This window comes from Rhizobium sp. B230/85, assembly GCF_019355735.1.
Taxonomy (GTDB): Bacteria; Pseudomonadota; Alphaproteobacteria; order Rhizobiales; family Rhizobiaceae; genus Rhizobium; species Rhizobium rhododendri.
In genome coordinates this window covers 2,287,837-2,311,590 of record NZ_CP072156.1, presented here as the reverse complement: position 1 = coordinate 2,311,590, position 23,754 = coordinate 2,287,837, and the positions used below count along the sequence as shown (strand labels likewise).

Genomic DNA, 23,754 nt, shown 5'->3' with positions numbered 1-23,754 from the left:
TCACAGTCGAAGCCACTACGCCAGCCGGAGTTTCGACCGAAGAGGTCGCGATCAGAACAGGATGTCTGCGGCAAAACGGATGGCATAGGCATGCATCGCCACGGCGGCATAGAGTCCGAACGAGACGAGCAGTCTCTCGCCACCGGACATTTTCTCCAGTTCGTGCTTTGGCTTGACCGAGCCGAAGCCGATCAGGCTGAGCAGCGTGAACACCGCAAGGGCGGCAAGCAGCGTAGATGCGGTCAGGCCTATGGACCAGCCAACGGCAAGAATCGCCAGCGTTATTGCGAAACTGGCAAAGACGAGGCTGAATTTCCCGGTGAAGATCTGGCGCAGAACCTGACCCCCGTCGAAGCGATACATCGGCAAAAGATTGAGGAGATTGAAGGCGCCGAGAATGAGCAGGAAGACTAGCAGAGGTCCGTGCCAATCGGCCGGCAGCCAGCCGGCCTCGTTGGCGCGGATGCCTGCAATCAGGATCGGCACCAGGAAGGCGGACATGCCTGATCCCATGAGCGCGCAGGTCGCGACTTCGAACAGGCTGTTGTATGGCCGTCCGCCAATCGCGATGCCGCCAAGGAGGGGCACGAAGATCATCCGCACCTTGCGATGGCCGAATGTCCGGTAGGCGGCCATATGACCGAGTTCGTGCAGGACGATGACTACCGTCAGAAAGGTGGATATCATCAGCCCGGCGGCATCCAGGCCGAAAAATGGCCAGAGGATCAGGGTCGACAGGACCGCCAGGAAGGTCTGGACGAGCGGATGTTCAAAAATGCCGTTGGGCGTCGACTGGCCTGTTTTCAGCCAGCCCTCGAGAGCGCGCAACTCGCGGCGGAGCGTGAAATAGCGAAAGATCAGAAAAGCAAAACCGCGATAGGTATCGGTCTGCTCGACGATCAACGTCGTGCCGGATGCGTCGGTCACGACCTGACGCCGTTCGTGGAAATGGCGCCAGAAGCGATTGTCGAGCGTGCTGTCGTCAACGACCGTTGTCGTGTAGCCAAGCATGCCGGGTGTCGGCTCGGTCATCTTGACGTCGAAAAGCCGGCGGATCGGTTGTCCCTGGCGGTCGAGATGGCGATAGGTCTGCTCGACAATGCCCGGTCTATCCAGGATGGCGCGGCTGGAGATGACCCCATGGTGCCAGTCGGCGCTGGCTCCAGACGGATTGACCGCCTGCCATAGAGCATCGGCGGGCTGGCGGAAGGAGCGACGCATGCGGATCGTGCGCGTCCCGACGGGAGCAGCCATCAGCAGCCACAGTACGCCGAGATTGATCGCCAGCAACAGGATGGCGGAATAGAGCGACGACACGGTTTTTCCTCAGGGCGCAATTGCTCCTGAAGGCGTTTATCTCGCCGGATTCTTTAAGAAAGCGCGAGGATCATAGCGACCAATTTAACCATCCGGCCGGCTCACGCGAATGTCATGATGACAGCGTCTACCGACAGGCTCTCCCCCGGCTTGACCGCGATCGCGCCGACGGTCAGGTCACGCTCCGCCCGCAACACGTTTTCCATCTTCATCGCCTCGACGACCGCCAGCGTTTCGCCAGCCTTGACCAGTTGCCCTTCCGTCACCGCGATGGAAACCAGCAGGCCCGGCATCGGGCATAGAAGCAGGTTAGAAGTATCGGGCGGCGTCTTGATGGGCATCAGGCGGTCGAGTTCATGCTGCCGGGGTGTCAGGAACCGGGTGACGACCGACAGGCCCTGCCAATCTAGGCGCAGGCCGTTGGACTGCTCCCGGGTCTGGACAGTCACGCTGTGCCCGTTCACCGTTCCTGACCACACCGCGTCGCCGGGTCTCCAGCCGGTGACAACCGCGATCTCATTGCCCGCTATCTCGATGAGATACGTAAACGGCGTTGCGTTATCGCGCTTCGCCATCCGCACGCGGAAGTAATCCGTCCCGAGCTTGATGACACGGTCTATCATCTCGTCTCCAGGCGGCGGACGCAGGCGGTCGGCATAGTGCTGGCGGCGGTCAGCATCGATCGTGCCGCAGACCATGGCAATCGCCACCAGCGTTTCGGTCTGTTCTGCGTCCGGCGCCATCGGCGCGAAGCCATCGGGAAACTCTTCGGCGATGAAACCGGTGGAGATCCGCCCCTCCCGCCAGCGCGGATGCTTCATCAACGCGGACAGGAACGGAATGTTGTGGGCGATCCCGTCGACGACGAAGCCGTCCAGCGCCTCGCCCATGGCCTCGATGGCTTGCAGGCGATCTGGCGCCCATGTGCAGAGCTTGGCGATCATCGGGTCGTAGAACATCGATACCTCGGCACCTTCGAAGACGCCGGTATCGTTGCGGAGAGCCGTATCTGTCGTCCGGCGCTCGGCCGGTGGGCGGTAACGGGTCAATCGGCCGATTGATGGAAGGAAGTTGCGATAGGGGTCTTCGGCATAGACGCGGCTTTCGATGGCCCAGCCCTTCAGCGCCACGTCTTCCTGCGCCAGGGAAAGTCGTTCGCCCGCTGCGATCCGGATCATCTGCTCGACGAGATCGATGCCCGTGACAAGCTCGGTAACGGGGTGCTCGACCTGAAGGCGCGTGTTCATCTCGAGAAAGTAGAAATTGCGCTGGCTGTCGACGATGAACTCGACGGTGCCGGCGCTCTGGTAGTCGACGGCTTTTGCAAGCGCCACCGATTGCTCGCCCATGGCCTTCCGTGTGGCGGCATCGAGAAACGGCGAGGGTGCTTCCTCGACGACCTTCTGGTTCCGACGCTGGATCGAACATTCTCGTTCGCCGAGATAGAGCACGGTGCCGAAAGCATCGCCGAGCACCTGGATCTCGATATGGCGGGGATCGACGATGTATTTCTCGATGAACAGCCGGTCGTCGCCGAACGAGCTTCTGGCTTCCGAACTGGCACGGTCGAACCCGTCGCGGACATCGGCACTGCTCCAGGCGATACGCATGCCCTTGCCACCGCCCCCGGCGGAGGCCTTGATCATCACGGGGTAACCGATCTCTGCGGCAATAGTCTCCGCATGGTCGGCGTCGGCGATCACTCCCAGATAGCCAGGAACCGTGGAGACACCGGCGGCGCGGGCGAACTTCTTCGATTCGATCTTGTCTCCCATAGCCTTGATGGCCTTGGGCTTCGGCCCGATGAAAACGATCCCCTCGGCTTCCAGCGCCTCGCAGAAGGATGCCCGTTCCGAGAGAAAGCCGTAGCCGGGATGGACAGCCTCGGCGCCGGTCTGGCGGCAGGCAGCGATGATTTTCTCTGCGTCGAGGTAGCTCTCTGCGGCAGGCGGTGGACCGATGTGTACGGACTCGTCGGCCATTTCGACATGCAGCGCGTCCCGGTCGGCATCCGAATAGACGGCAACCGTGGCAATGCCCATCCGCCGCGCCGTCTTGATGATCCGGCAGGCGATCTCGCCGCGATTGGCGATCAGGATTTTTGTGAACATCGATGCTCCGCAGCGGCTTGAGTATCGACTGTTCTAATCGCAAATCCACAGGCGGTTCAATGCTGTAAAACATCCGGCGGGTAAAATGCCCAACCGGAGTTTACCAGGCTTAGGCGGCGGCCTCGGTGTTGCCCTCTGCCAGCATATCGTCCGACACGCGGAGCCAGCGGATGCGCGGCGTATTTTCACTGCGCTTCGCCCGGACTGCCTGTCGCAACCTGGCCCAGTCGGGATGGTTTGCATGGGGATCCGCTGCCAGCGCAACACGGTCGAGAGCCTCGATCTCGACAGCCGAAAGGACGATGCCAGAGGCGTCTGTCGAGTGTCTGTACACGTGCCTGACAAACTCGACGTCGTGGCGGGTAATACCCCTGCTGTCGATGCTGCGAACCTCGCAATAGGCGCCGGTGCCGGCAGCCAGGGCGTATCTCAGCTGGTCGATGGCGAAGGCGCCGAGCGCAGGCGGCACGTTTGCCGAGATATCGATGACCTGCATCAGCACCTCGAATTCGCTCGGTGCGTGGACAACGCCATCGCTGGACAGCGCCTGTATAAGCCAGGCCGCGTTCGCATCATCCAGCGAACCTTGGGGATAGCTGTGATTGACGACGAAATCGGCCAGCCCTCCTATAAAGAAGCCATGCCATTCGTCGCATTTCTCAGGGATGGAATTGTGGATCGACATCAGGAGAGCCGCGTCTTCAGACGCCCGGATGCCATCCGGAAAGCTAATCCTGCGCAATGTCAGTACATCTTCGGCCGAAAGCCGACTCTTTCCGGCAAGAAGCCAAGCCGGAAAAGAGAGACGGAACTCGCTCATCTTTTATCTCCCGTTTCATCATGAAACTGGGAAATTCTTTACCGCCCTCCGGTTGAGAAAGCCTCAAGGATCGCGGTTAACGTCCTAGTCGGCGAATACGGCTGTTTTTAACAATCGAGAGTTCACCCGTTCGCGCCAGATGATGAACAATCCGGAGCCGACGATGATGGCAATACCGATCCATTTGGAGAGGTTCGGAAAGTCGCCGAAAAGCGCGTAGCCGAGCACCGTCGCTGAAATGATTTCGAAATACTGAAACGGCGCCAGCAGCGAGAGGGGCGCCAGACGAAATGCTCTGACAACCAGAATATGAGCGTAGCCGGAAATCGAGCCGAGGATGAGAAGCAGCAGGAGGCCGAGGGTGGAGCCGGGCAACGACAGGGAGAAATCCACAGCTCCAGCGGCATTGCCGACGAACAGGGCACCGGCCATGAAGACGGTACCGCCGATACCGGCCATGGTCTGCATTGCCAAAGGCGAATCGGCTTCGCCTATGGCGCGGTTCATGAAAAGGTAGATGGCGTAGAGAAACGCGCAGGCCACTGGCAACAGCGCTTTCAGGCCGAAGATCTCGAAGCTTGGCTGGATGACGATCATCGCGCCACCGAAACCGACCACGATCGCCAGCCACCGCCGCCAGCCGACCCTGTCGCCGAGGAAGAGTGCCGACAGGCAGACCAGGATGAAGGGCTCGACGAAATAGATGGCGAAAACATCGGCAAGCGGCATGTATTTGACAGCCACGAAGAACAGCAGGCTTGCCGCTCCATGCAGGACGCCGCGCAAAAGGTTCATCCATGGGCGCCTGGTGGAAAAGGCAGACCCTCCGGCCAGAAGCAGCGGCAGGGTACAGAGGAGCTGGAAGAAGAAGCGGTAAAAAGTCACTTGTCCCGGCGACATCCCCTCGAACGTCGCCATATATTTGGCAATCGCATCCATGACCGGAAGCACAACCATCGCGCCTGCCATGATCAGCATTCCGCGCAACGGATTTTGAAAGGAAGAATCAGCTGGGGACATTGGGTGCTCTGCGGTTTTCGTCGTGACATCAATCACAGGCGAAATGCGCAGGCAAGAGCAACTATGAGAAGCAGGGATAACAATAACATCTTCCGGCTGCCCCGGCGTCTCGCCGAAGCGAAAGTCGTTTTCGACTTTAAAGAGAGCTCTTCGTTCCGCTGCATAAAGCCTGCGAGAAGAGATGGTGCGGTCGAGAAGACTCGAACTTCCACGGGTTGCCCCACAGCGACCTCAACGCTGCGCGTCTACCAATTCCGCCACGACCGCATCGTGGTAGGTGCCGAATTGCTCCGGCGCGCTGCATGTAGCAAAAGGCTTAGAGGGGCACAAGAGCGTTATCACCGATTTTTTCACATGCTGTGACAAGCGTTTGAATTTACCCTCTAAACCATCCATATAACGCCATAATAACGGCTGCAGCTATTGCCAGCGGTCTCACATAAATTGTTGCAGGGAAGTCAGACGGCGATGTTGCGCAAGGATCTTGAGATTTCGATGATTCCGGCCCCTGGTTCGCCTCCGGTGCGCTGGCGTGTCGCTCACGGCCTGGTGGACTACACCGATGCCGTGGCGACCATGGAACGGGAAGTGGCTGACATTGCCGAGGGGCGCAGCGACGAGCTCGTGTGGCTGGTCGAACATCCGCCACTCTATACCGGCGGCACGAGCGCCCATTCGGCCGACCTGATCCAGCCGGACCGGTTTCCCGTTTTTGCGACCGGGCGAGGCGGCGAATACACCTATCACGGTCCAGGCCAGCGCGTCGTCTACGTCATGCTGGACCTGAAGCGCCGGCGCCAGGACGTCCGTGCATTCGTGGCAGCGCTGGAAGAGGTCATCATCGGCACGCTGGAGACGATGAACGTGCGTGGCGAGCGGCGCGAGGACAGGGTCGGTGTCTGGGTGCGGCGTCCGGAACGGCCGCCTTTGCCAGATGGATCGATGGCGGAGGATAAGGTCGCAGCGCTCGGTATCCGTCTGCGCAAATGGGTGACGTTCCATGGCCTGTCGCTGAACGTCGAGCCAGATCTGGAGCATTTCACGGGTATAGTGCCCTGCGGCATCGCGAGCTACGGCGTCACCAGCCTCGTCGATCTCGGACTGCCCGTCACCATGGCAGACGTCGACGTCAACCTGCGACAGTCATTCGAGGCAGTGTTTGGTCCGACGGTTGAAGACAAGTCCTGATATGCTTCGAATATCTTAATATTATTGTGTTGCTGGGCGCTGCATCAAGCTTAACCAAACATTAATATCGGGCTTGCCAGTCCGCGATAGTAGACTATGCTCCAACCAAGTATTGGGGGGAGCCATGCATGCTGAACAACAATTTGCTGATGCCCATGGGCCTTGCGTTCATCGTTCTCTGCGGAGTGGTGTTTCAGCTGGTGCACGCCATAATCCCGACCGCCTCTCTTCTAGTCCCTTGAAATGAGGCCTAGCTTTTTCGTCATCCTGCGTTCACCTTCGCTGAAATAGTCTCTTCTTCAGCGGCTCCCTGCGCAACGCAAGATGGGGAATCGCGGGATCGATACTGACCCAACCATCAAAGTGAGGACTTGGAATGACCAGCCGTACACTCTTACTCACATCTTTCGCCTCTTTCGCCCTGCTTGGCTCGCTGACCTTGATCACGCCCGCGTCGGCCCTGACGATGAAAGAGTGCAGCGTCAAGTACAAGGCGGCGCAGGCCGCAGGGACGTTGAACGGCATGAAGTGGAACGACTACCGTACCGCCCAGTGCGGCGCCGATGCCGCTGCAGCGCCTGCCGCCGCAGCGCCGGCCGCAACCACTGCTGCTGCGCCGACCAAGGCCAACACAATGGCCGCCAAGCCGACGGCAACAAAGGCAGCAGACGAGCCGGACGCCACTGCGCCTCCAGCCAAGGAGCCAGCCAAGCCGACCATGGCAGCGCCTGCCGGCCTGAGCTTGCCCACCGCCGTTTCTCCGAAATATGCGACCGAAACTGCAGGCAAGGCCCGCTTCCACACCTGCGTCGATGCCTACCACGATGCCAAAGCCAAGAATGCCCTTGCCGGCGTCAAGTGGATCCAGAAGGGCGGCGGTTACTACAGCCTCTGCAATTCAAAGCTCAAAGGCTGATTTCATACTTTGACGCAAACGAAAACGGGCGCCGTCGGGGCGCCCGTTCTTGCGTTTACGGTATTGTTCTCAGTCGTCGTCGGGGATGTTGGCGTCCACGCCGATGATCTGGATGAGGTTGCGCACGGCGGTCACTCCGGAGATCGAGCGGGCGATGCGTCCGAGCTGGCGCGCTGTGGCAGCATCGTCGACTTCACCCTCGAGGATGATGACTGTGCCTTCCGAGCGCACGTCGATCATTTCCGGGCTGGCACCCTCGACGTCGCTGAGCGCATCCATCACCCGCTCCTCGATATCGTCCGATTCGACGAGATCGCGTGTCGTCGAGGTCAGGGGGTTGGACTGGCGCTCCTGCTGGCCGTCGGCGTCGGTGCGCGCAACGGTGAAGCTCTTGTTACTGCCTTCATCGAAATTAGCATCCGTCTCGCCATAAGGGCGATTCTCGGACGGCTCCGAGGAGGCGCCGGCGTCGTCGTCATAGGGCCAGCCTTCCTTCAGGTCGCGCTCTTCGTAGTCGCGGTAGTCTTCTTCGCGTGTCGTGTCTTTCTTAATACCACCCATGATCGAGCTCCCTTGCGTCGTTTCAGACCCACAACGGCTTGAAGCGCGCTTGGTTCAATCGCGTCGGGCGCTTTCACCTTTTTCCCATTTTTTGACAAGCCGATCCCTTTTCAGCTTCGACAGACGCTGTAGCCAGAAGATGCCGTCGAGCTGATCGATCTCATGCTGAATACAGGCGGCAAGAAAGCCGTCGGCGGCGTGCTCGTGGTGCGCACCTTCGATGTCGCGATAGGTGTAGCGGATGCCGGAGGGCCGAACGACTTCCTCTGTTGCACCCGGCATGCAGACACTGCCTTCCAGATGGCGCGCCGTTTCGGTGGATGACCAGACGATCTCGGGGTTGATGAGGGTCAGGATGGTGTCTCCAGGCTGCAGTTCGATCACCATGACGCGCTTCAGGATGCCGACATGGGCGCCCGTTATTCCGACCCCGGGTGCTGCCCGCATTGTCTGCAGCAGATCCGACGACAGCCGGCTGAGTTCGTCATCGAAGGCAACCACCGGGGCACAGGCGACCTTCAGACGGGCATCTGGATAGCGAAGAATGGCGAGAGGGGTCATGGGTCACTTTTTTTAAAACTGTGGCGTAGCGGTTAGACTGTTGAACGAATGGCTGTGTCAAGCTTCCCATCCCACAGGAATTCGTGGCTATCCGCTTGTTGACATTGGATTTTATCCAGCCATTCTCACTCGGTGTGCTGAATGCGGCAAAATGCGAGGCGCGGATGACGACGACCGACACAGACGAACGCGTTCGCGCCGGAAGCCACACCGGGCACTTCGACATCTACGACGAAGACGGCAATGTACGTGCCGATTTTCTGACGCAGGTAAGCCATGCGATCGATGCCGGCGATACGGGTTTTCTGCACCGCAATGTCGTGCGTCTGCACGAATCCGAGCTTGGCGATCTTCTCGAGGCGCTGAACTCCGACCTACGGCTGGCGCTTGTCGGGTTGCTCGGTGACGATTTCGATATGACGGCGCTGACGCAGGTCGACGAGGCGATCCGCCGCGAGATCGTCGATCACCTGCCGAACGAGCGGATTGCTGCCGGTATCGGCGGGCTCGATTCGGATGACGCTGTCTATATCCTGGAGGACCTCGACAAGCAGGACCGCGACGAAATCCTGTCGCAGATGCCTTTCACCGAACGTGTTCGTTTGCGGCGGGCGCTGGATTATCCGGAAAGCTCGGCGGGTCGCCGCATGCAGACGGAGTTCGTTGCCGTGCCGCCTTTCTGGACAGTCGGCCAGACGCTCGACTATCTGCGCGAGGAAGAGGGGCTGCCGGAAGACTTCTCGCAAATCTTCGTCATCGATCCGACCTTCAAGCTACTCGGAGGGCTTGCGCTCGATCGCATCCTGCGCAGCAAACGCCAGACGAAGATCGAAGACATCATGCGCGAGACGACGCATCCGATTTCGGCAGAGATGGACCAGGAAGAGGCTGCCCGTCTTTTCGAGCAGTACGACCTGCTGTCTGCCGCTGTGGTCGATGATAACGGCCGTCTAGTCGGCGTGCTGACCATCGACGACGTCGTCGACGTCATCAACGAGGAAGCGGACGAGGATATCAAGCGGCTCGGCGGCGTCGGCGATGAAGAACTGTCGGATAGCGTCGCGTCGACGGTGCGGTCGCGCTTTCTCTGGCTTGCCGTCAACCTGCTGACGGCGATCCTGTCGTCCAGCATCATCAGTGTCTTCGATGCTTCCATCGAGAAGATGATCGCGCTCGCCGTGCTGATGCCGATCATCGCTTCCATGGGTGGCAACGCCGGTACGCAGACGATGACGGTGACCGTACGCGCATTGGCGACCGGCGATCTCGATATCTACAATGCGGCACGGATCATCCGCAGGGAGGCGACCGTCGGGTTGCTCAACGGCATCGTGTTCGCCATCCTCATGGGAGCGATCGCCACCTTCTGGTTTCACGATCTCCAGCTTGGCGTGGTCGTCGGTGCCGCGATGGTCATCAACCTCGTGGCGGCAGCGCTTGGCGGTATCCTGCTGCCCTTGCTGCTGAACCGGATGGGCGCCGATCCCGCCATCGCTTCGTCGGCCTTCGTTACCACGGTTACCGACTGCACCGGCTATTTCGCATTTCTCGGCATCGCCACATGGTGGTTTGTCATTCACTGAGCGGCCGCATTGATCGATTGCCGGGCTTGGCGAGATTGGCTAGAATTGACTTTTACGTAAGAGCCATTGCTGCAGCCCCGGAGGCGCCATCCATTGCCGGTCGACAAATTCTACAGCATCACAGAATTGACGCGCGAGTTCGGCGTTTCCACCCGAACGCTACGTTTCTACGAGGACGAAGGGCTGATCCACCCGGAGCGGCGCGGCCGCACAAGGCTGTTTCGCCAGGCTGACCGTCGGCTTATTGCCGAAATCCTGCGAGGCCGAAGGATTGGCTTCACGATTGCCGAGATCCGCGAGATCATCATGGTCTACCGCGAACCGCCCGGCGAGGTCGGCCAGCTCAAGCTTCTGATGAAGCGGATTGCCGAAAAGCGGGACGATTTGCGGCAAAAGCGCAAGGACATCGAGGATACGCTGACCGAACTCGACCATGTCGAGGAGGCTTGCATAGGCCGACTGGCTGAAATCGGTGTCGGAACCTGAGATATGGCGGTCTTCCGGCTAAAGCCAGCGCCGCGTGTGGCGGCAGTAGAATTCGAACTCACAGCCGAATCGGGACAGCAGGTGCAGTTCCTCGTGCCTTATCGCACCGTAGTCGGTGGCGACTGTCGCGGCGAGGGCAGCGACCAGTAGCCAGGGGTTGCCGGTCAGCAATGCCCACCCGACCGTGACCAGCGTATAACCAAGGTAGATCGGATTGCGGGTGTAGCGAAACGGTCCTGTCGTCATCAGGTGAACCGAGCGACGATGGGGCATGACCGTCGCTCTTCGGTCAAGCAACGTTTTCATCGCCCAAAGATCCAGCCAGACAGCCAGGAGTGTAAGAGCTGCCCCGAGCGTCCAGAAATAGGGAGATCGAAGTCCTGGTATGGGTATCTGGATGACTGCGTCAGCAACGAGCGCCGTGATAATGGCAAGCCCATAGATGAACGGAGGCCAGGGAAAGCTGAGCGGCTTGGCACGATAGGCATTCATAGAATACTCCCGTCACTGCGCTTGTTCCGTACACTGTACTGCGATTCTCTGTATTTGATCATTCTGATCTGCCTGGATTGCGCCAGACTGGAGTGGCTCGAAAAGACTTTGTGCTTTCATCCGGGTGAGCGTGCATTGGCAAAAGCTGCGGCACAGTGCTTCGCCTGCTGACTGGGTGCAGGTGGCCTGGCATTGGCGGAGGTAGCCGACAGCAGGATCCGGCTTTGGCGCCGGTGCGACCAGCGACAGCAGATAGACGAGACCGAACAGGATAGGCTGGTGAAGCAGATAGAAGAGCAGGCTGTGGCGCCCGCCTTTCGCCAGCAGGCTGTTGCCGGTACCCAATGATGCCAGCCGCTGCGGCAGACTGGTGCGCAGGGCGAGAGTGGCTGCGCTCAAGCCGGCAAAGAAGGCCAGCGCCCAAGGAAATAGCGGCACGAAGTCGTTTGAGCGCACCGGCATCGTCGCAAAGCCGAGCCAGGCAAGGTAGCGCGGGTTGAACAGGTCCGACCCAAGCGCACCCGGCATGACGAAGACATTCACGACCCAACCGACGCCGAGCACTGCCGTGGCCGCCCAGATACAGGCTGTCGGCAGGCACAGAAAGCCGATGCCGATGAGGCTGAGTGCTGCGATGCTGTGGAGGATGCCGAAATAGATCCACTCGTCCGGCATTGCGAACCGCGTCACGACGGAGATGGCAATCGCCGCCACCGCGATCATCGCCAGCCTTTTCCAGAAAGGTTGCCAACGGATAGCCGGCCGGTTTGCGAGGACAAGGCTGACGCCGGCCATGAAGAGGAAGGTGCTGGCGATGACGCGGGCATAGATTTTCAGCCAGCCGGTTTCGGCCGTGCCCGGATCGAGATATCCGAAGAACTCGAAGTCCCAGGTGCCGTGATAGCTCGCCATGGCCAGCAGGGCGATGCCGCGCAACGTGTCGAGCAGGCCGATACGCGGGGGCTTGCGCGGTTCGTCGATGCTCTCGGCGACAGCAGCCATCAACTTATCCTTTCCGGGAAACACTGTTCATCGGCCGCAGCCGAAGATGTTCCGGAAATAGGACAAGCGCGGCGATTTCAAGGCACGTCGATATCCATGATGGCAAGGCGCGCGTCGGAGAAGAATTGGCGGCGTATGAGCACGACGATGATGAACAGGGTGGTGACCATGAACACATAGGGACTGACGAACCAGCCGAGATAACCAATGGAGAGAAAGATCGCCCGCAGGCCGGCGTTGAAATTGCGGGCCGCGATGATGTTCATGTGGATGACGCGCTCGGCGGCGCGGCGCGTCAATGCCGGGTCCTTGTCGACATCGCCCATCATCGGAATGGCGCCGTAGAGGATCGTGCAGTAGTTGAACAGGCGGTAGGCCCAGCCGAACTTGAAGAAGGCGTAGCCGAACAGGCCAGCGAGGCCGGCGACCTTCAATTCGAAGGTGGTCCGACTGCCGTTGAAGACATAGGGCAGGTCGGCAAAGAAGGCATTGACCTTGTCAGTGGCACCGAGCAGCGCAAAACAGCCGCCGATCGCGAAGATCGAGGTCGAGGCGAAAAAGCCGGTTCCGTTCTGCAGGCCTGCAAGGATCTGGGTATCGATCATCTTCAGGTCGCGGCGCAGCGAATTGTAGATCCATTCGCGCCGGCGCTCGATCATCGCCTGCGTCAGGCTGATGCGGTTGAAGAACCTCGAACTGCTGGTGATCCAGTTGAGGGCTATCCAGAGAAAGATGAAAAGTGCCAAGGCGGCAAAATCGGCGGTCGACATCGAGCGGGTCCCCAGGGCTGTTCGAGCCCCGACACTAGCCATGACGGCCGCAAGTGCAATGTTGAAGGAGCGCCACGTGCATCTTATCTTTGAACCGTGGCCGCAGTGTCGTAATGTCGCAGTCATCCCATCCGATGTCGGTGGGTCGCCGTGGCCCGTGATGTCGTTGACATAGCTTCGTTGTAGCCGTTCCTCCTATCTGCAGGTTTTCATGTTTCTCTCCGTCTTCGACGTCTTCAAGATCGGTGTCGGTCCATCGAGTTCGCACACAATGGGGCCCATGTCGGCAGCCAACCTGTTTCTCGATCTCCTGCTATCGAGCGAATGGCCGCGCCCGTCCTCGAATGTCCAAGTGGCGCAGATCAAGGTCAGCCTTCACGGCTCGCTCGCCTTTACCGGCATCGGCCACGGCACCGGCCGCGCCGTCGTCCTCGGCCTTACCGGCGAACAGCCGGACACGGTGGATCCGGATCGTATGGACGGCATCATCGCCGAGGTGGAGCGCAGTGGCCAGATATCGCCCCCCGGCCACCCGACCTACGGCTTCCAGCCCAAGACCGACTTGGTGTTTGACAAGAAGACGCCGCTGCCCGGCCATGCCAACGGCATGAGCTTCTCGGCATTCGACAAGGACGACCGGCTGCTCGTCAGGCGCATTTATTATTCCGTCGGCGGCGGCTTCGTTGTGACCGATACGGAACTTGCGCAGATGCGGGCCAATAAATCGAAGCCCGCCGCCGGCGAAAAGATTCCGTTTCCCTTTGCCAGCGCCAAGCAGATGCTCGAAATGGCCCAACGCTCTGGCCTGTCAATTGCCCAGATGAAGCGCGCCAACGAGGAAACCAAGATGACCACGGCGGAGCTCGATGCCGGGCTCGACAAGCTCTGGGCGGCCATGAGCAGTTGTATCGACCGCGGCCTCAAGGGCGAGGGCATTATGCCCGGCGGGCTCAACGTCCGTCGTCGGGCGCGCACCATCCACACCAAGCTCGAAGAGGAATGGCGGAGCAACCGCATCAATCCGCTGCTCGCCAACGACTGGCTCAGCGTCTACGCGATGGCCGTCAACGAGGAAAATGCATCCGGCGGCCGCGTCGTCACGGCCCCCACAAACGGTGCTGCCGGCGTCATCCCGGCAACGATCCGCTACTACACCCATTTCCACGACGATGCCGACGAGCGCGGTATCCGCGACTATCTGCTGACGGCAGCAGCCATCGGCGGCATCATCAAGCACAATGCGTCGATTTCCGGCGCCGAGGTGGGCTGTCAGGGCGAGGTGGGGTCGGCAGCGGCGATGGCCGCAGCGGGCCTTGCTGCCGTCATGGGAGGCTCGCCGGAGCAGATCGAGAACGCCGCCGAGATTGCTCTGGAGCACCACCTCGGCATGACCTGCGACCCGATTGCCGGCCTTGTGCAGGTCCCCTGCATCGAGCGCAACGCGCTGGGTGCGGTGAAGGCGGTGACCGCCGCTTCGCTGGCGCTGAAGGGCGATGGGCAGCACTTCGTCCCGCTCGACGCCTGTATCGAGACCATGCGCCAGACAGGCTACGACATGAGCGAGAAATACAAGGAAACCTCCACAGGCGGACTGGCCGTCAACGTGGTCGAGTGCTGAGCTTGTGGATGCCGTCCGGAAAGGCTTGACGCTGCCGGCCAAAAGGATTTGAAACGGCCGCATGGCTTTGCATATGATCAAACTCTGCGTCGGCGCCGATTCTATCGACGACTTGCGTGAATGGGTGGCTGAGCGCTCGCTGACCGCGCTTGCCGCCGGCCTCGAACCGCACAGCGTGCACACGACCCGGATGGTGCCGAAACGCGTCGCGGAGCTTGTGGACGGCGGTTCTCTGTACTGGGTGATCAAGGGCCAGGTCCAGGCCCGTCAGAAGCTCCTGGATGTCGTCAGCTTTACCGACGGGGAGGGGATTTCGCGCTGCAGGCTTATCCTCGGTCCGGAAGTCATCGAGACCACCAGCCAACCGCGCCGCCCCTTCCAGGGCTGGCGCTACCTGACCGAGGAAGACGTTCCGCGCGACCTGCATAGCCTCGGCGCAGATGTTGCCGAGATGCCCGCGGAGCTTCGCCGCGAACTCATCGAACTCGGTCTTCTCTGAATTAGCGAAGCCGCATCAGCACTGGCGCCTGTCTGTTGATGGTCGAGACATGCAGATGGATGCGTGCTTCGGGCTGCGAATAGCGCCAGGCGCGCGCGCCATGGCACAACAGTACACCGATCAGGTCTTTGGTTTTAGACCGGGAGCGGCCGCGCCCGATTTCGGCGATCCGCATTGCCGCCTCGTGGAGAGGGTGCAGCGCGTAGGCTTTCGGCCTGCCCTTGCCCCCCCCGACCGAGATATCCGGACTGTTCTCGTTCACTGCCATTTTAAATTCCCCGTACACATTACAAATTCAGGGTCGAACGAACATTACGCGTCTATTCGAAGAACCGATGCTGGAACGCGGCATCGGCCAGTACATCGCAAGACGGCCTACTGCAGGCTCGCCCAGCATTTGATACCGGAGCGCTTGAGGACGCTGCAGGCGTTGGTGGCTTCACGCTGGTCTTCGAAGCCGCCGAAGCGGGCGCGGTAGACGAGAGAGTTGCCACTCCCGAAAGCCACCGTGTAGGCCTTTGCAGAGCGCAGCGACTTGCCGCCCTTGCTCTTGGCGCTGTCGAGGAGATCGCTTGCCATCTCCTTGCTGGGAGAAACGCCGACCTGGATTACCCACCCGCGGGGTCCCTTGTCATCCAGTGGATTGGCCTTGGCCGGGCGGGTGGACGCGGTCACGACGCTGTCGACGTCATCGCTGTCGCTGGACGACTGGGCGTAGGCCGGCGCGATCGAGGCGACGTCGTTCGGCGGTACATTCTTGTTGTGTGGCTTGGTGGCAACGAGTGGATTGGACGATGTCGGCGTGACTGCGGCGAATGCCGCGACGCTGGACGACGGGTCACGGCCGGACGGCGTGGGCACGCTTGCGGGCGGGCGAACATCGCCCATAGCGGCCATGCGGGCTGCGGCAGCGGCGACATTCGGTTTCAAAGGCGCCGGTGCCTGGAAGGCCGGACGCTCCGGGGCCACCTGGGCGACCTGCGCCACAGCCTTGCCGGCGTCTGCATGCAGCGATGCTTTTGGCAGATAGGTAGCAACGAGCTTGCGCATCTGGTTGTCGCGGGCAGGGGTAGAGGCGCCACCGAGCACGACGCCGACGATAGAGCGACCTTCGAGCTCTGCAGACGTCACCAGATTAAACCCGGCAGCCCGTGTGTAACCCGTCTTGATGCCGTCAACGCCCCGAACCGAACCGACGAGGCGATTGTGATTGGCGATCACGCGCCTGCCGAATGTGAAGGAGCGTGTCGAGAAGTAGCCGTAATACTGGGGAAAATGCTCGCGAAGGGCGATGCCGAGCCGGGCCTGGTCACGCGCCGTTGTCATCTGCGCGGTGTTGGGCAGGCCGTTCGGATTGCGGTAGGTCGTGCGCGTCATGCCGAGAGCACGCGCCTTGTTATTCATAAGCGCAGCGAATTTTTCCTCGGAGCCGCCGATATATTCGCCAAGCGCCATTGCAGCGTCGTTGGCCGACAGCGTCACCAGCGAGAGGATTCCCTGTTCGACGGTGATCGTGCCGCCGGGACGAACGCCGAGTTTGGTGGGTGCCTGGGCTGAGGCAAGCGCAGAGAAAGGTATCTGGGTGTCAAGCTTGATACGGCCCGATTCAAGCGCTTCGAAGGTGAGATAGAGGGTCATCATCTTGGTCAGAGACGCCGGATAGCGCAGAGAATCAGCATCCTCGCTATAGAGCACGTTGCCCGTCTTCGCATCAACGACGATCCCAGCATATTTTGCAGCGTTTGACGGCGATGCGACGGCAATGACGGAGACCATCATGGCGAAACCGAGGCAAATCTTGGTGACAAACCGACGGGTACGGGACGACGATGCTCTGAAAATTGACCTGGGCACTATTTCACTCTTCACTTGCATTTTAATTCCAACGATCCGGCCGCAACCTCCCCAGAGCGCCCGTTGCGGGCAATAATAGGGGCTTAGCGTTACCAATCGGTTTATGATGAACAGTTCGTTGCGGGATTTGGCTGCTTTTGCGACGTCTCAGGGAAGGGCAGCCGTTGGTGTTGCGGATTGGGTCAGGCGCATTTCCACAAACTGCTGAAGTGCGGCATCAATATGATCCCAGTCGCCCAAAAGGCGGCTGGAAAAGCGGTAGAGAAGACTGAGATCGTTACCGATTTTGACGTCTCTCTGGCAATCTGCACTGGTGGCCTTGTCAGGCGAAGACGGCAGCAGACAGCGGACGACATAGTCCGGCTTGCCGAGCCGCGGTGCTGTCAGTAGGGTCTCGCCGGCATATCCGGCATCGGACCGAAGCCGATGTGCCGTCAGTCCGTTCGGCCCCGGAAATGGGGCGCCCTCGATCAGATGCGCGTAGATCGGCTCCAGTCGTCCGGACATGTCGCGTGACATCGTCCCTTGCGTCAGCTGCAGGAAGACCAGCGAGGAGGAGCGGGAAATATCATTGAAATTCTGACTGTTGGCGTCGCTGTATCCCTGTATCTCGGGAAACGTCAGATAGAGATCGACACGCTCGGTGACGCCATCGATGCGTTCGCTCGGGAAGCGGATGGTATTTGCCGCCAGCCTCAGGCTGTCTTCGCCGATGGTGATCGCAAAAGTCTGTGTGCTGGTGGTGTGGCCGGCGAGTGAAATCCGTCTGCCGATCCAGCGTCCACCGACGGCAATGGCGATCGTCAGGACGACCAGCAACGCCAGCAGGAAAAACAATCGCCACGCCACGCCACCACTCACGAGCGGTAGGTGGTTATCCACGGTAGTATTCGACGGGGAGGCGGCGGCCATGGATCTTGCCTTCGTTTATCCGCCGGCCGCTTTGTGCCCCGGCAACAATACGAATGAGTCTTGATACGACCCAGTTGGCGCCATCATGGTTAACGTCGGGTTAATTGCCGGCTGCATTGGCTGGAAACAAAAAAGAGCCGTTCCCGGGACAGCGGGAACGGCTCGAAGCGCCGGTCAATGACGAGTACGGGGACAGACCGGGCTTGACGGACGACAGCGAAGCGCTGGCGACCGGTTATGCAAAAGCTTATTTCACGCTGCCGACGGCAACTGCGCGGCCATCCTGGATCTTGACCCAGCGTGAAGGATTTTCGACCGAAACGCGCTTCAGATATGTGTATTCCGTATCCGACCAGAGCATGACCTTGTTGCGCATGTTGTCGAGAATGAAATCGCCATGGTCGGTGCGCACTGTCAGCACGGCATGGCCTTCGCCGTTTGGCTGCAGAACCACTGTCATCAGCGTGTCGGACGGCGAGAACCCGGCAGCGATGAGCTCCTTGCGCTTCAGCAGCGCGTAGTCCTCGCAATCGCCGGCCCAGGTGGGGATCGCCCATTTTTCCTCGACGCCGTAGAGTTCCATGTCGGTCATCGGCTTGATCGTCGTGTTGACAGTGTAGTTGATCTTGAGGATCGTCTTCCAGCGGTCTTCGCTGAGAATTGCAGGACCGGCATCGCCACCGGCATAGGCGCACTCGCTCGGATTATCGCGGCAGAATTCGTAGTGGCCGATCGGCGGAGCAGCATTTCCGGTAATCCCCATGGTCGCCGGTGTGGCCTCTGCAAAGCCAATCAGGCTGAGGGTCATGACGGCGGCCGTGGCGGCTCTGCGCAGCAAGGATGTTATCATTTTTTTCGTCCCCGTTATGGAGACGACATTGCCACAGACGTTTTTACCCCACGCAAAATTACGTAGTCAAATTAAGGACTTAATAGAATAAAACAAAAGACAAACAGTAATAAAACTCGAATAAAAATCGACGCAAATTTGAACGAAAATCGAAATACATGGGAAAAGACGAAGTGACGGCCGAAAGCAGCCCCCAACGCCGGCATCCCACTGATATCTATAGGTTTTACGCCATTGTACCAAAATGCGACTGCCTGAGCGGACTGTGAAAGAAATTGTGCCGATCCAGCACACCTTGTCCCGTTTCAGAACATCCCAGCACGTTTTGTCACCCCAATATCCACTTATCTCCGCCTTCAGCCCGGCAGCTGTGCAAAAAATTATTTTTCGGAAATGCGTTTTTTTCTCCGCTTAGCGCGGAGCTGAGAACTGACAATTCCCCAACGATTGAATTTGTCAGGCGTTCGTCATATCTCGCGCAAATCGTGAATTGGCAAAACATTGTAAGCATTCGCCGAGGACCGCAGGTTCAGCTTTTCTTTCGCGATCGGCGTTTCCACTTTGCAGCTAAAGCCTCGACGTTTTTGCGGAGATTGCCGGCGTCGACATCGCCAGGATCGTAGTGCGCATCGCCCCACCATTCCACAAGTTCGTGGTGACGCTCATGGTTGGTGTCCGCAATGGCCTCGCGGAACTCTTCATAACCCCACGGACCGCCGACATCCTCCGGTGGACATCGTCCGACAACGTCAAGCAGGAAGGGATCGTCGAAGCCGGCGGTCGCCGGTAAAACCTTTTCGATTTTCACGGTGTGCGTCCAGCCGTCGCCGAAGTCATAGAGATACTTGAATGATTTCGCGCCGATATCTTCTATGGCAGCAAGAAGCGTTTCTTTGCGTGCATCGATGGGACCATCAAAGCCGCCATCAGGCACGCCGAACCCGATGTCACGGATCCTGAACTCATACAGATGGCTGTTTGTCCAGCCGAAAGCCTCCTGAAGAACCTCATGAAGCCGGTCAAGCCGAATGCGGAATGGGACGACAACGCGCCGCATCACCAAGGGATCAACGTCATCGAGCATGATCTTTAAGCGAACGAGAGGACCTGCCATCAGGCCGCCTGCCTCAGTGGCGATGTTGTGGTTTCCCGCCAATTCCAGGGGAGAAGCTCATCAAGACGGCTGACTGGATGGTCGGCGATGCGGGCAAGGACATCGGCAAGCCAGGCCTGTGGGTCAATGCGATTCATTTTCGCGGTGACTATCAGGCTGTACATGGCCGCCGCCCGCTGGCCCCCTCGATCGGAACCGGCAAATAGCCAGGCTTTCCGTCCGAGTGCCACACCGCGTAGAGATCGCTCCGCACAATTGTTCGACAGGCAAATGCGCCCGTCGTCGAGGAAACGGGTGAACGATTCCCAGCGGTTCAGCATGTAGTCAAACGCCTTTGCCAAGTCATTGTCGCGCGGTAACCTAGCGCGATGTTCGCGTATCCATATCTCCACGTCGTCGATCAGCGGTTTTGACAACTGCTGGCGGATTGCTTTTCTCTCATCGGCCGTACGGCCATTGATATGGCGCTCGATTTCGAACAGTGCGTCGATCCGCTGCACCATGTTCAAGGCGACCGGCGAGATGACGGCGGCATTTTTACCCTGCGCTTTTCGGCGCGCGTTTGCCTCCAAATCGGCTTGCGCAAAGAATGGTCGCCTGGCATGCGCCCAACACGCCGCCTCATGAATCGGGCCCGGACTTCGATCAGGAAGATAGAGCTGGCCATAGCCCGTATAGGCATCCGCCTGAAGGATGCCGCTATAATTGGCCAGATGCGCCTGTGGATGTTCGCCGGCCCGGTCCCGGGAATAATAGAACATCGCCGACGGAGGCGCCGTTCCGCCAAACGGAGCATCGTCCTTGACGTAGCTCCATATCCGACCGGTGACGGTCTTGCCGAGAGCGAGAACCGGCACGGTCGTGTCATCACCGTGGATCCGTTCAGACGCGAACGTATGGCTTTCAATCCGCCTCACAAGCGGGTCAAGGACCTGGCAGCACGCGCCAATCGCGTCTGCTGCTGTCGACAGACTGACTGGCACACCTTCCAGGGCAAAACGTTCGACCTGGCGATTGAGGGGAATGTGCTGGCCGAACTTGTCGCAGAGCATCATCGCCAAAAGGCTCGGACCCGCCCATCCTCTCGGTATGACATGGAAGGGTGCAGGTGCCTGGCTGATCTTCTCGCAGTCACGGCAGGTGAACTTTTCCCGCACCGTCTGAATGACCTTCCAGCTACGCGGTACGCTCTCCATCGTTTCGGTGATGTCTTCGCCGAGCTTGCGAAGCCGTTCACCGCCACAGCAGCTGCAGGCAACCGGACCAGGCACCACGACACGCTCACGCGGAAGATATTCCGGGAAAGGCTTCTTGACGGGCCGCTTGCGCGTAAAGCCGGTGACCGCAATCGCAGCAGCTGCGGCAACGGCCATTTCGGCGGCAAGCTCATCTTCGGTCGCCGCCGCTTCGGCGTCCTCAAGCATCAGCTCCATCTGCGCGATCAGCCGCGCTGTCCGTTCCGACTTCTGACCGCGCAGTTCCCGTTGCAGCTTTTCGATATAGACTTTCTGGCGAAGAATGATGGCCTGATCGTCGGCCTCCTTGGCCTTGGCAACAGCCAATTCGGCCAAAGCAGTAGCCCGTTCCGACCGCGCAATCGCTAGCTCTGCTTCCAGGGCTGCAGCATGATCACGGTGATTTCCCGAGCCGGTTTCCATGCTCGAAGTGAATCACAAAACCACTGATTTGTATAGCTTTTCTTGGTGCTGCCGCACGCAATCCCGCCAAAAAAACGCTATCCCGCGCTCGTCGGGCGCCATGTCTGCTGCGGGTTTCGCCAGTCAATTCCCTCAAGCAGATAGGACATCTGGCCAGCCGTCAGCGCAATCGCTCCATCCTCCGTCGCCGGCCAGATAAAGCGGCCGCGCTCGAGCCGCTTTGCGTATAGCGAAAGGCCAATTCCGTCATGCCAAAGAGCCTTGATCAGCCGGCCACTTTTCCCCCGGAAGACAAAAACGTCCCCCTTGAACGGATCACGGCCCAGACCTTCCTGCACGATCAGAGCAAGACCCTGCATCCCTTTGCGCATATCGCAATGGCCGCTCGCAATCCAAACACGCACGCTCGAACTGATCGGGATCATTTGAGCGCTCGCATTACTGCTGCGGCAAGATCACAAGGTGCCCCGGACGCAATCCTCACCTTGGTACCGTTCGCAAAGTCCACAGCGATCGTCGCCGCAACGACATCGCCACCGCCCGCGGCACCCACGACCGTCGCGGGCACGAAGGCAGGACCATCCGTCACCTCAACCGACAGCGCCTGGCGGCGCCACGTGTAGAGCAGCCCCGTCGAAACATCAAAACGACGCGCTACCTCCGACACATTTGCACCGGGAGCGAATGCTGCCTCCAGAATTTCCTGTCGATCATCCGGTGACCAACGACGGCGCCGTTCTTGACCCGTCAGCAAAATGGCCTGTGCCATAGTTCCTCATTGCGCTCTTAAATCCACTCTCAAGAGCGCAAAATCACGATATCGCCCAAAACTCGCAAGGCGGTCCACGCCGGAGCGATACAAAACATTGGTGCCACGTCAAACTTATGAACGGGTGAGTGCCCTGTCTCATGCAGCCATCCGCGTAATACGGCTGCCGTTTGTTTTCAGCGCTACATCAGCGCAATAAAGGATGTAATAGATTGAACGAAACTAAAGCCGATCCAGCGGCGGGCTCATACCAATCGCCAAAGCGTCATCTTCTGATTGCTGGCACCGGGCGTGCAGGCACCAGTTTTCTGGTGCGCTATCTAACAGAACTCGGGCTCGATACCACTCTCTCGCGCAGCAGAGATGGCCAGGTAATGTGGGACGACACGGCAAATGCCGGCTTGGAAGAAATCGTCAGCGGAACCGGAGAAAACCTGCCCTATGTGGTGAAGTCTCCGTGGATCGGTCAGTATTTTGAACAAATCCTGGCTAACCCGCATATCGCCGTGGACGCAATTTTGATTCCCGTTCGCGATCTCGTGGAAGCTGCGACCAGCCGCACAGTCCTAGAGATGCGGGCGATGCACGAGTCGGCTCCCTGGATGGCAGAGCTGGACCAAAGTTGGGAAGTTTGGGGAACGACACCTGGCGGTGTAGTCTACTCGGTCAATCCCCTCGATCAGGCACGCCTGCTGGCTGTGTCGTTCCACGACTTGATCTGGCGCGCCGCAAAAGTCGAGATACCGATCCATTTTCTGGCTTTCCCGAAAATAATCGAGGACAAGCAATACCTCTTCAGAGCGCTCCAGCCTGTCCTCCCGCCGGAGGTGACGCCAGAGCTCGCATATTCGGCCCACGAGCGAATAGCCGATCCTGCTAAGGTGCGTGTCGGCACTGACGAGGGGACCAAACGGGAGACTTCACCGACGCTGCACCGGGGGCCGGCGTCACTGAGGCATGACGAAGTTGACATGCTTGCGCTGCGGCGCGAACTGGCTCGAGTTCGTGCGGAGCTTTCGCGGGTTTCTGATGAGGCGGGTCGTTCTGCAAGCGAAGCAGCCGGGTTGAAGAGCGGATCCGAAGGTCTGCAAAGCGAAGTGTCCCGCCTCCAGAGCGAAGTGGCCGCGTTGGTGCAAGAATCCGCTCGGCTCTCGAATGAAGCATCCGGATTGCGCGTGCAGGCAGAGCGCGCCGAAAGCAAAGCCGCCAAACTGCAAATTGCGGTTTCCACCGAACAAGCTCGCGCTGAAAAGGCTGAAGCCGATTTCAGAGCTGTCACCGAAAGCCGGACATGGCGCGCCACGGCTCCCGTACGCGCAGCGTTGTCAGCGGCCAGGGGTATCAGCCGCCGGTGAAAAGTTTGGCGCGGGGTTGATTGATAGGGCTTTGTTGGCATCAGGTTGACGTTACGAGCGGCTGTCACCCTTATCCTCATCTTTTTCAGGCGTTGAAAACTTCAACGCCTGAATGCGGCGCTAACATATTTATTGCCGCAATTCAGAAGTGTCAGGCCGCTGCCTGTTATTCTGCCGATTTTCTCACGCTTATTGCAATCCTAAGTGTATTTCGCAGGTGGATACGGATTGGTATTTAAAGAACTGTCTTTTGGTTTTTAAATTGGTCGCCAACTTGAAATTCCAGAGACTAATGACA

The 23,754-nt window shown here is 59.4% G+C and carries 24 protein-coding genes, 1 tRNA gene and 2 pseudogenes; 7 read left to right on the top strand and 20 right to left on the bottom strand.

What is annotated here, in order from left to right:
* Positions 1–51 precede the first annotated feature (51 nt).
* The 7 genes and pseudogenes from J5289_RS11260 to J5289_RS11240 all read right to left on the bottom strand — a co-directional run bounded on the left by J5289_RS11260 (position 52) and on the right by J5289_RS11240 (position 5,535).
* On the bottom strand, positions 52–1,317 hold the full coding sequence (locus J5289_RS11260; protein ID WP_209187468.1) for a hypothetical protein: 1,266 nt from the start codon (positions 1,315–1,317) through the stop codon (positions 52–54).
* Between the two features lie 101 nt (positions 1,318–1,418).
* Entirely contained in the window at positions 1,419–1,610 is a 192-nt protein-coding gene (locus J5289_RS29825; RefSeq protein ID WP_374108583.1) for a biotin/lipoyl-containing protein, read from the bottom strand.
* A 96-nt stretch (positions 1,611–1,706) separates the two neighbouring features.
* Positions 1,707–1,970 (bottom strand): annotated as a pseudogene (locus J5289_RS29820) (acetyl/propionyl-CoA carboxylase subunit alpha); the annotation flags it as partial.
* A pseudogene (locus tag J5289_RS11255) lies at positions 1,955–3,428 on the bottom strand (acetyl/propionyl/methylcrotonyl-CoA carboxylase subunit alpha); the annotation flags it as partial. The pseudogenes J5289_RS29820 and J5289_RS11255, both read right to left, overlap by 16 nt.
* A gap of 109 nt (positions 3,429–3,537) precedes the next feature.
* Positions 3,538–4,248, bottom strand: a complete 711-nt coding sequence (locus tag J5289_RS11250) for a hypothetical protein (RefSeq protein ID WP_209183800.1) — start codon at positions 4,246–4,248, stop codon at positions 3,538–3,540.
* Positions 4,249–4,332: 84 nt separating this feature from the next.
* Positions 4,333–5,268, bottom strand: a complete 936-nt coding sequence (locus J5289_RS11245) for a DMT family transporter (protein WP_209183799.1) — start codon at positions 5,266–5,268, stop codon at positions 4,333–4,335.
* A 182-nt stretch (positions 5,269–5,450) separates the two neighbouring features.
* Positions 5,451–5,535 (bottom strand) — tRNA-Leu (locus J5289_RS11240).
* 201 nt (positions 5,536–5,736) lie between these two features.
* Here J5289_RS11240 and lipB point away from each other — a divergent pair.
* Complete coding sequence (gene lipB, locus J5289_RS11235; RefSeq protein ID WP_209183798.1) at positions 5,737–6,456, top strand: lipoyl(octanoyl) transferase LipB; 720 nt, start codon at positions 5,737–5,739, stop codon at positions 6,454–6,456.
* A gap of 376 nt (positions 6,457–6,832) precedes the next feature.
* Entirely contained in the window at positions 6,833–7,372 is a 540-nt protein-coding gene (locus J5289_RS11230) for a hypothetical protein (protein WP_209183797.1), read from the top strand.
* 69 nt (positions 7,373–7,441) lie between these two features.
* Here J5289_RS11230 and J5289_RS11225 read toward each other — a convergent pair whose 3' ends face one another.
* Complete coding sequence (locus tag J5289_RS11225) at positions 7,442–7,933, bottom strand: BON domain-containing protein (RefSeq protein WP_209183796.1); 492 nt, start codon at positions 7,931–7,933, stop codon at positions 7,442–7,444.
* 54 nt (positions 7,934–7,987) lie between these two features.
* The gene (locus J5289_RS11220; protein ID WP_209183795.1) at positions 7,988–8,494 is read right to left on the bottom strand and encodes a peptide deformylase; all 507 of its coding nucleotides are present in this window, start codon (positions 8,492–8,494) and stop codon (positions 7,988–7,990) included.
* 164 nt (positions 8,495–8,658) lie between these two features.
* Between J5289_RS11220 and mgtE the strand changes: the two genes are divergently transcribed.
* On the top strand, positions 8,659–10,077 hold the full coding sequence (gene mgtE, locus J5289_RS11215; RefSeq protein WP_142822752.1) for a magnesium transporter: 1,419 nt from the start codon (positions 8,659–8,661) through the stop codon (positions 10,075–10,077).
* Positions 10,078–10,170: 93 nt separating this feature from the next.
* A complete protein-coding gene (locus tag J5289_RS11210) occupies positions 10,171–10,563 on the top strand; it encodes a MerR family DNA-binding transcriptional regulator (protein ID WP_209183794.1) in 393 nt (130 codons plus the stop codon).
* An 18-nt stretch (positions 10,564–10,581) separates the two neighbouring features.
* On the opposite strand, the gene J5289_RS11205 is transcribed toward J5289_RS11210, so the two are convergent.
* The 3 genes from J5289_RS11205 to J5289_RS11195 form a co-directional block, all read right to left on the bottom strand.
* Positions 10,582–11,055 (bottom strand): isoprenylcysteine carboxylmethyltransferase family protein, encoded by a 474-nt coding sequence (locus tag J5289_RS11205; protein WP_209183793.1) that lies wholly within the window; start codon positions 11,053–11,055, stop codon positions 10,582–10,584.
* 12 nt (positions 11,056–11,067) lie between these two features.
* Positions 11,068–12,057, bottom strand: coding sequence for a heparan-alpha-glucosaminide N-acetyltransferase (locus tag J5289_RS11200; protein ID WP_209183792.1), 990 nt, complete (start codon positions 12,055–12,057; stop codon positions 11,068–11,070).
* A 77-nt stretch (positions 12,058–12,134) separates the two neighbouring features.
* On the bottom strand, positions 12,135–12,827 hold the full coding sequence (locus tag J5289_RS11195; RefSeq protein WP_111221941.1) for a DUF599 domain-containing protein: 693 nt from the start codon (positions 12,825–12,827) through the stop codon (positions 12,135–12,137).
* 211 nt (positions 12,828–13,038) lie between these two features.
* On the opposite strand from J5289_RS11195, the gene J5289_RS11190 reads away from it, so the two are divergent.
* Both J5289_RS11190 and J5289_RS11185 read left to right on the top strand, forming a co-directional pair.
* The gene (locus tag J5289_RS11190) at positions 13,039–14,445 is read left to right on the top strand and encodes an L-serine ammonia-lyase (RefSeq protein WP_209183791.1); all 1,407 of its coding nucleotides are present in this window, start codon (positions 13,039–13,041) and stop codon (positions 14,443–14,445) included.
* Between the two features lie 61 nt (positions 14,446–14,506).
* Complete coding sequence (locus tag J5289_RS11185; protein ID WP_209183790.1) at positions 14,507–14,944, top strand: DUF1489 family protein; 438 nt, start codon at positions 14,507–14,509, stop codon at positions 14,942–14,944.
* 1 nt (position 14,945) lies between these two features.
* On the opposite strand, the gene J5289_RS11180 is transcribed toward J5289_RS11185, so the two are convergent.
* The 8 genes from J5289_RS11180 to J5289_RS11145 form a co-directional block, all read right to left on the bottom strand.
* Positions 14,946–15,212 (bottom strand): hypothetical protein, encoded by a 267-nt coding sequence (locus J5289_RS11180; RefSeq protein WP_142822746.1) that lies wholly within the window; start codon positions 15,210–15,212, stop codon positions 14,946–14,948.
* Between the two features lie 107 nt (positions 15,213–15,319).
* Positions 15,320–16,819 carry a D-alanyl-D-alanine carboxypeptidase gene (locus tag J5289_RS11175; RefSeq protein ID WP_209183789.1) on the bottom strand — a complete coding sequence of 500 codons (1,500 nt, stop codon included), beginning with the start codon at positions 16,817–16,819 and terminating at the stop codon, positions 15,320–15,322.
* 126 nt (positions 16,820–16,945) lie between these two features.
* Positions 16,946–17,710, bottom strand: coding sequence for a hypothetical protein (locus J5289_RS11170; RefSeq protein WP_209183788.1), 765 nt, complete (start codon positions 17,708–17,710; stop codon positions 16,946–16,948).
* A gap of 247 nt (positions 17,711–17,957) precedes the next feature.
* Positions 17,958–18,518 carry a transglutaminase-like cysteine peptidase gene (locus J5289_RS11165; RefSeq protein ID WP_374108282.1) on the bottom strand — a complete coding sequence of 187 codons (561 nt, stop codon included), beginning with the start codon at positions 18,516–18,518 and terminating at the stop codon, positions 17,958–17,960.
* 571 nt (positions 18,519–19,089) lie between these two features.
* The gene (locus J5289_RS11160; RefSeq protein WP_209187419.1) at positions 19,090–19,674 is read right to left on the bottom strand and encodes a plasmid pRiA4b ORF-3 family protein; all 585 of its coding nucleotides are present in this window, start codon (positions 19,672–19,674) and stop codon (positions 19,090–19,092) included.
* Positions 19,674–21,332: an IS66 family transposase gene (locus J5289_RS11155; RefSeq protein WP_219258763.1), complete on the bottom strand. Its 1,659-nt coding sequence runs from the start codon at positions 21,330–21,332 to the stop codon at positions 19,674–19,676. Before J5289_RS11155 ends, J5289_RS11160 begins: the two co-directional genes overlap by 1 nt.
* A 77-nt stretch (positions 21,333–21,409) precedes the next feature.
* A complete protein-coding gene (tnpB, locus tag J5289_RS11150) occupies positions 21,410–21,703 on the bottom strand; it encodes an IS66 family insertion sequence element accessory protein TnpB (protein WP_374108558.1) in 294 nt (97 codons plus the stop codon).
* 50 nt (positions 21,704–21,753) lie between these two features.
* The gene (locus tag J5289_RS11145; protein WP_209187428.1) at positions 21,754–22,101 is read right to left on the bottom strand and encodes a transposase; all 348 of its coding nucleotides are present in this window, start codon (positions 22,099–22,101) and stop codon (positions 21,754–21,756) included.
* A gap of 212 nt (positions 22,102–22,313) precedes the next feature.
* Between J5289_RS11145 and J5289_RS11140 the strand changes: the two genes are divergently transcribed.
* On the top strand, positions 22,314–23,456 hold the full coding sequence (locus J5289_RS11140; RefSeq protein ID WP_209183787.1) for a hypothetical protein: 1,143 nt from the start codon (positions 22,314–22,316) through the stop codon (positions 23,454–23,456).
* Positions 23,457–23,754: the final 298 nt, after the last annotated feature.

Coding starts and splice junctions, on each gene's coding strand:
- J5289_RS11220 (WP_209183795.1), bottom strand. CDS start 8,494: ATGACCCCTCTCGCCATTCTTCGCTATCCAGATGCCCGTCTGAAGGTC.
- tnpB (WP_374108558.1), bottom strand. CDS start 21,703: ATGCGCAAAGGGATGCAGGGTCTTGCTCTGATCGTGCAGGAAGGTCTG.
- J5289_RS11180 (WP_142822746.1), bottom strand. CDS start 15,212: ATGGCAGTGAACGAGAACAGTCCGGATATCTCGGTCGGGGGGGGCAAG.
- J5289_RS11165 (WP_374108282.1), bottom strand. CDS start 18,518: ATGACCCTCAGCCTGATTGGCTTTGCAGAGGCCACACCGGCGACCATG.
- mgtE (WP_142822752.1), top strand. CDS start 8,659: ATGACGACGACCGACACAGACGAACGCGTTCGCGCCGGAAGCCACACC.
- lipB (WP_209183798.1), top strand. CDS start 5,737: ATGTTGCGCAAGGATCTTGAGATTTCGATGATTCCGGCCCCTGGTTCG.
- J5289_RS11200 (WP_209183792.1), bottom strand. CDS start 12,057: ATGGCTGCTGTCGCCGAGAGCATCGACGAACCGCGCAAGCCCCCGCGT.
- J5289_RS11170 (WP_209183788.1), bottom strand. CDS start 17,710: ATGGCCGCCGCCTCCCCGTCGAATACTACCGTGGATAACCACCTACCG.
- J5289_RS11205 (WP_209183793.1), bottom strand. CDS start 11,055: ATGAATGCCTATCGTGCCAAGCCGCTCAGCTTTCCCTGGCCTCCGTTC.
- J5289_RS11145 (WP_209187428.1), bottom strand. CDS start 22,101: ATGGCACAGGCCATTTTGCTGACGGGTCAAGAACGGCGCCGTCGTTGG.
- J5289_RS11245 (WP_209183799.1), bottom strand. CDS start 5,268: ATGTCCCCAGCTGATTCTTCCTTTCAAAATCCGTTGCGCGGAATGCTG.
- J5289_RS11225 (WP_209183796.1), bottom strand. CDS start 7,933: ATGGGTGGTATTAAGAAAGACACGACACGCGAAGAAGACTACCGCGAC.
- J5289_RS11155 (WP_219258763.1), bottom strand. CDS start 21,332: ATGGAAACCGGCTCGGGAAATCACCGTGATCATGCTGCAGCCCTGGAA.
- J5289_RS11175 (WP_209183789.1), bottom strand. CDS start 16,819: ATGCAAGTGAAGAGTGAAATAGTGCCCAGGTCAATTTTCAGAGCATCG.
- J5289_RS29825 (WP_374108583.1), bottom strand. CDS start 1,610: ATGCCGGGCCTGCTGGTTTCCATCGCGGTGACGGAAGGGCAACTGGTC.
- J5289_RS11160 (WP_209187419.1), bottom strand. CDS start 19,674: ATGGCAGGTCCTCTCGTTCGCTTAAAGATCATGCTCGATGACGTTGAT.
- J5289_RS11195 (WP_111221941.1), bottom strand. CDS start 12,827: ATGTCGACCGCCGATTTTGCCGCCTTGGCACTTTTCATCTTTCTCTGG.
- J5289_RS11190 (WP_209183791.1), top strand. CDS start 13,039: ATGTTTCTCTCCGTCTTCGACGTCTTCAAGATCGGTGTCGGTCCATCG.
- J5289_RS11250 (WP_209183800.1), bottom strand. CDS start 4,248: ATGAGCGAGTTCCGTCTCTCTTTTCCGGCTTGGCTTCTTGCCGGAAAG.
- J5289_RS11185 (WP_209183790.1), top strand. CDS start 14,507: ATGGCTTTGCATATGATCAAACTCTGCGTCGGCGCCGATTCTATCGAC.
- J5289_RS11230 (WP_209183797.1), top strand. CDS start 6,833: ATGACCAGCCGTACACTCTTACTCACATCTTTCGCCTCTTTCGCCCTG.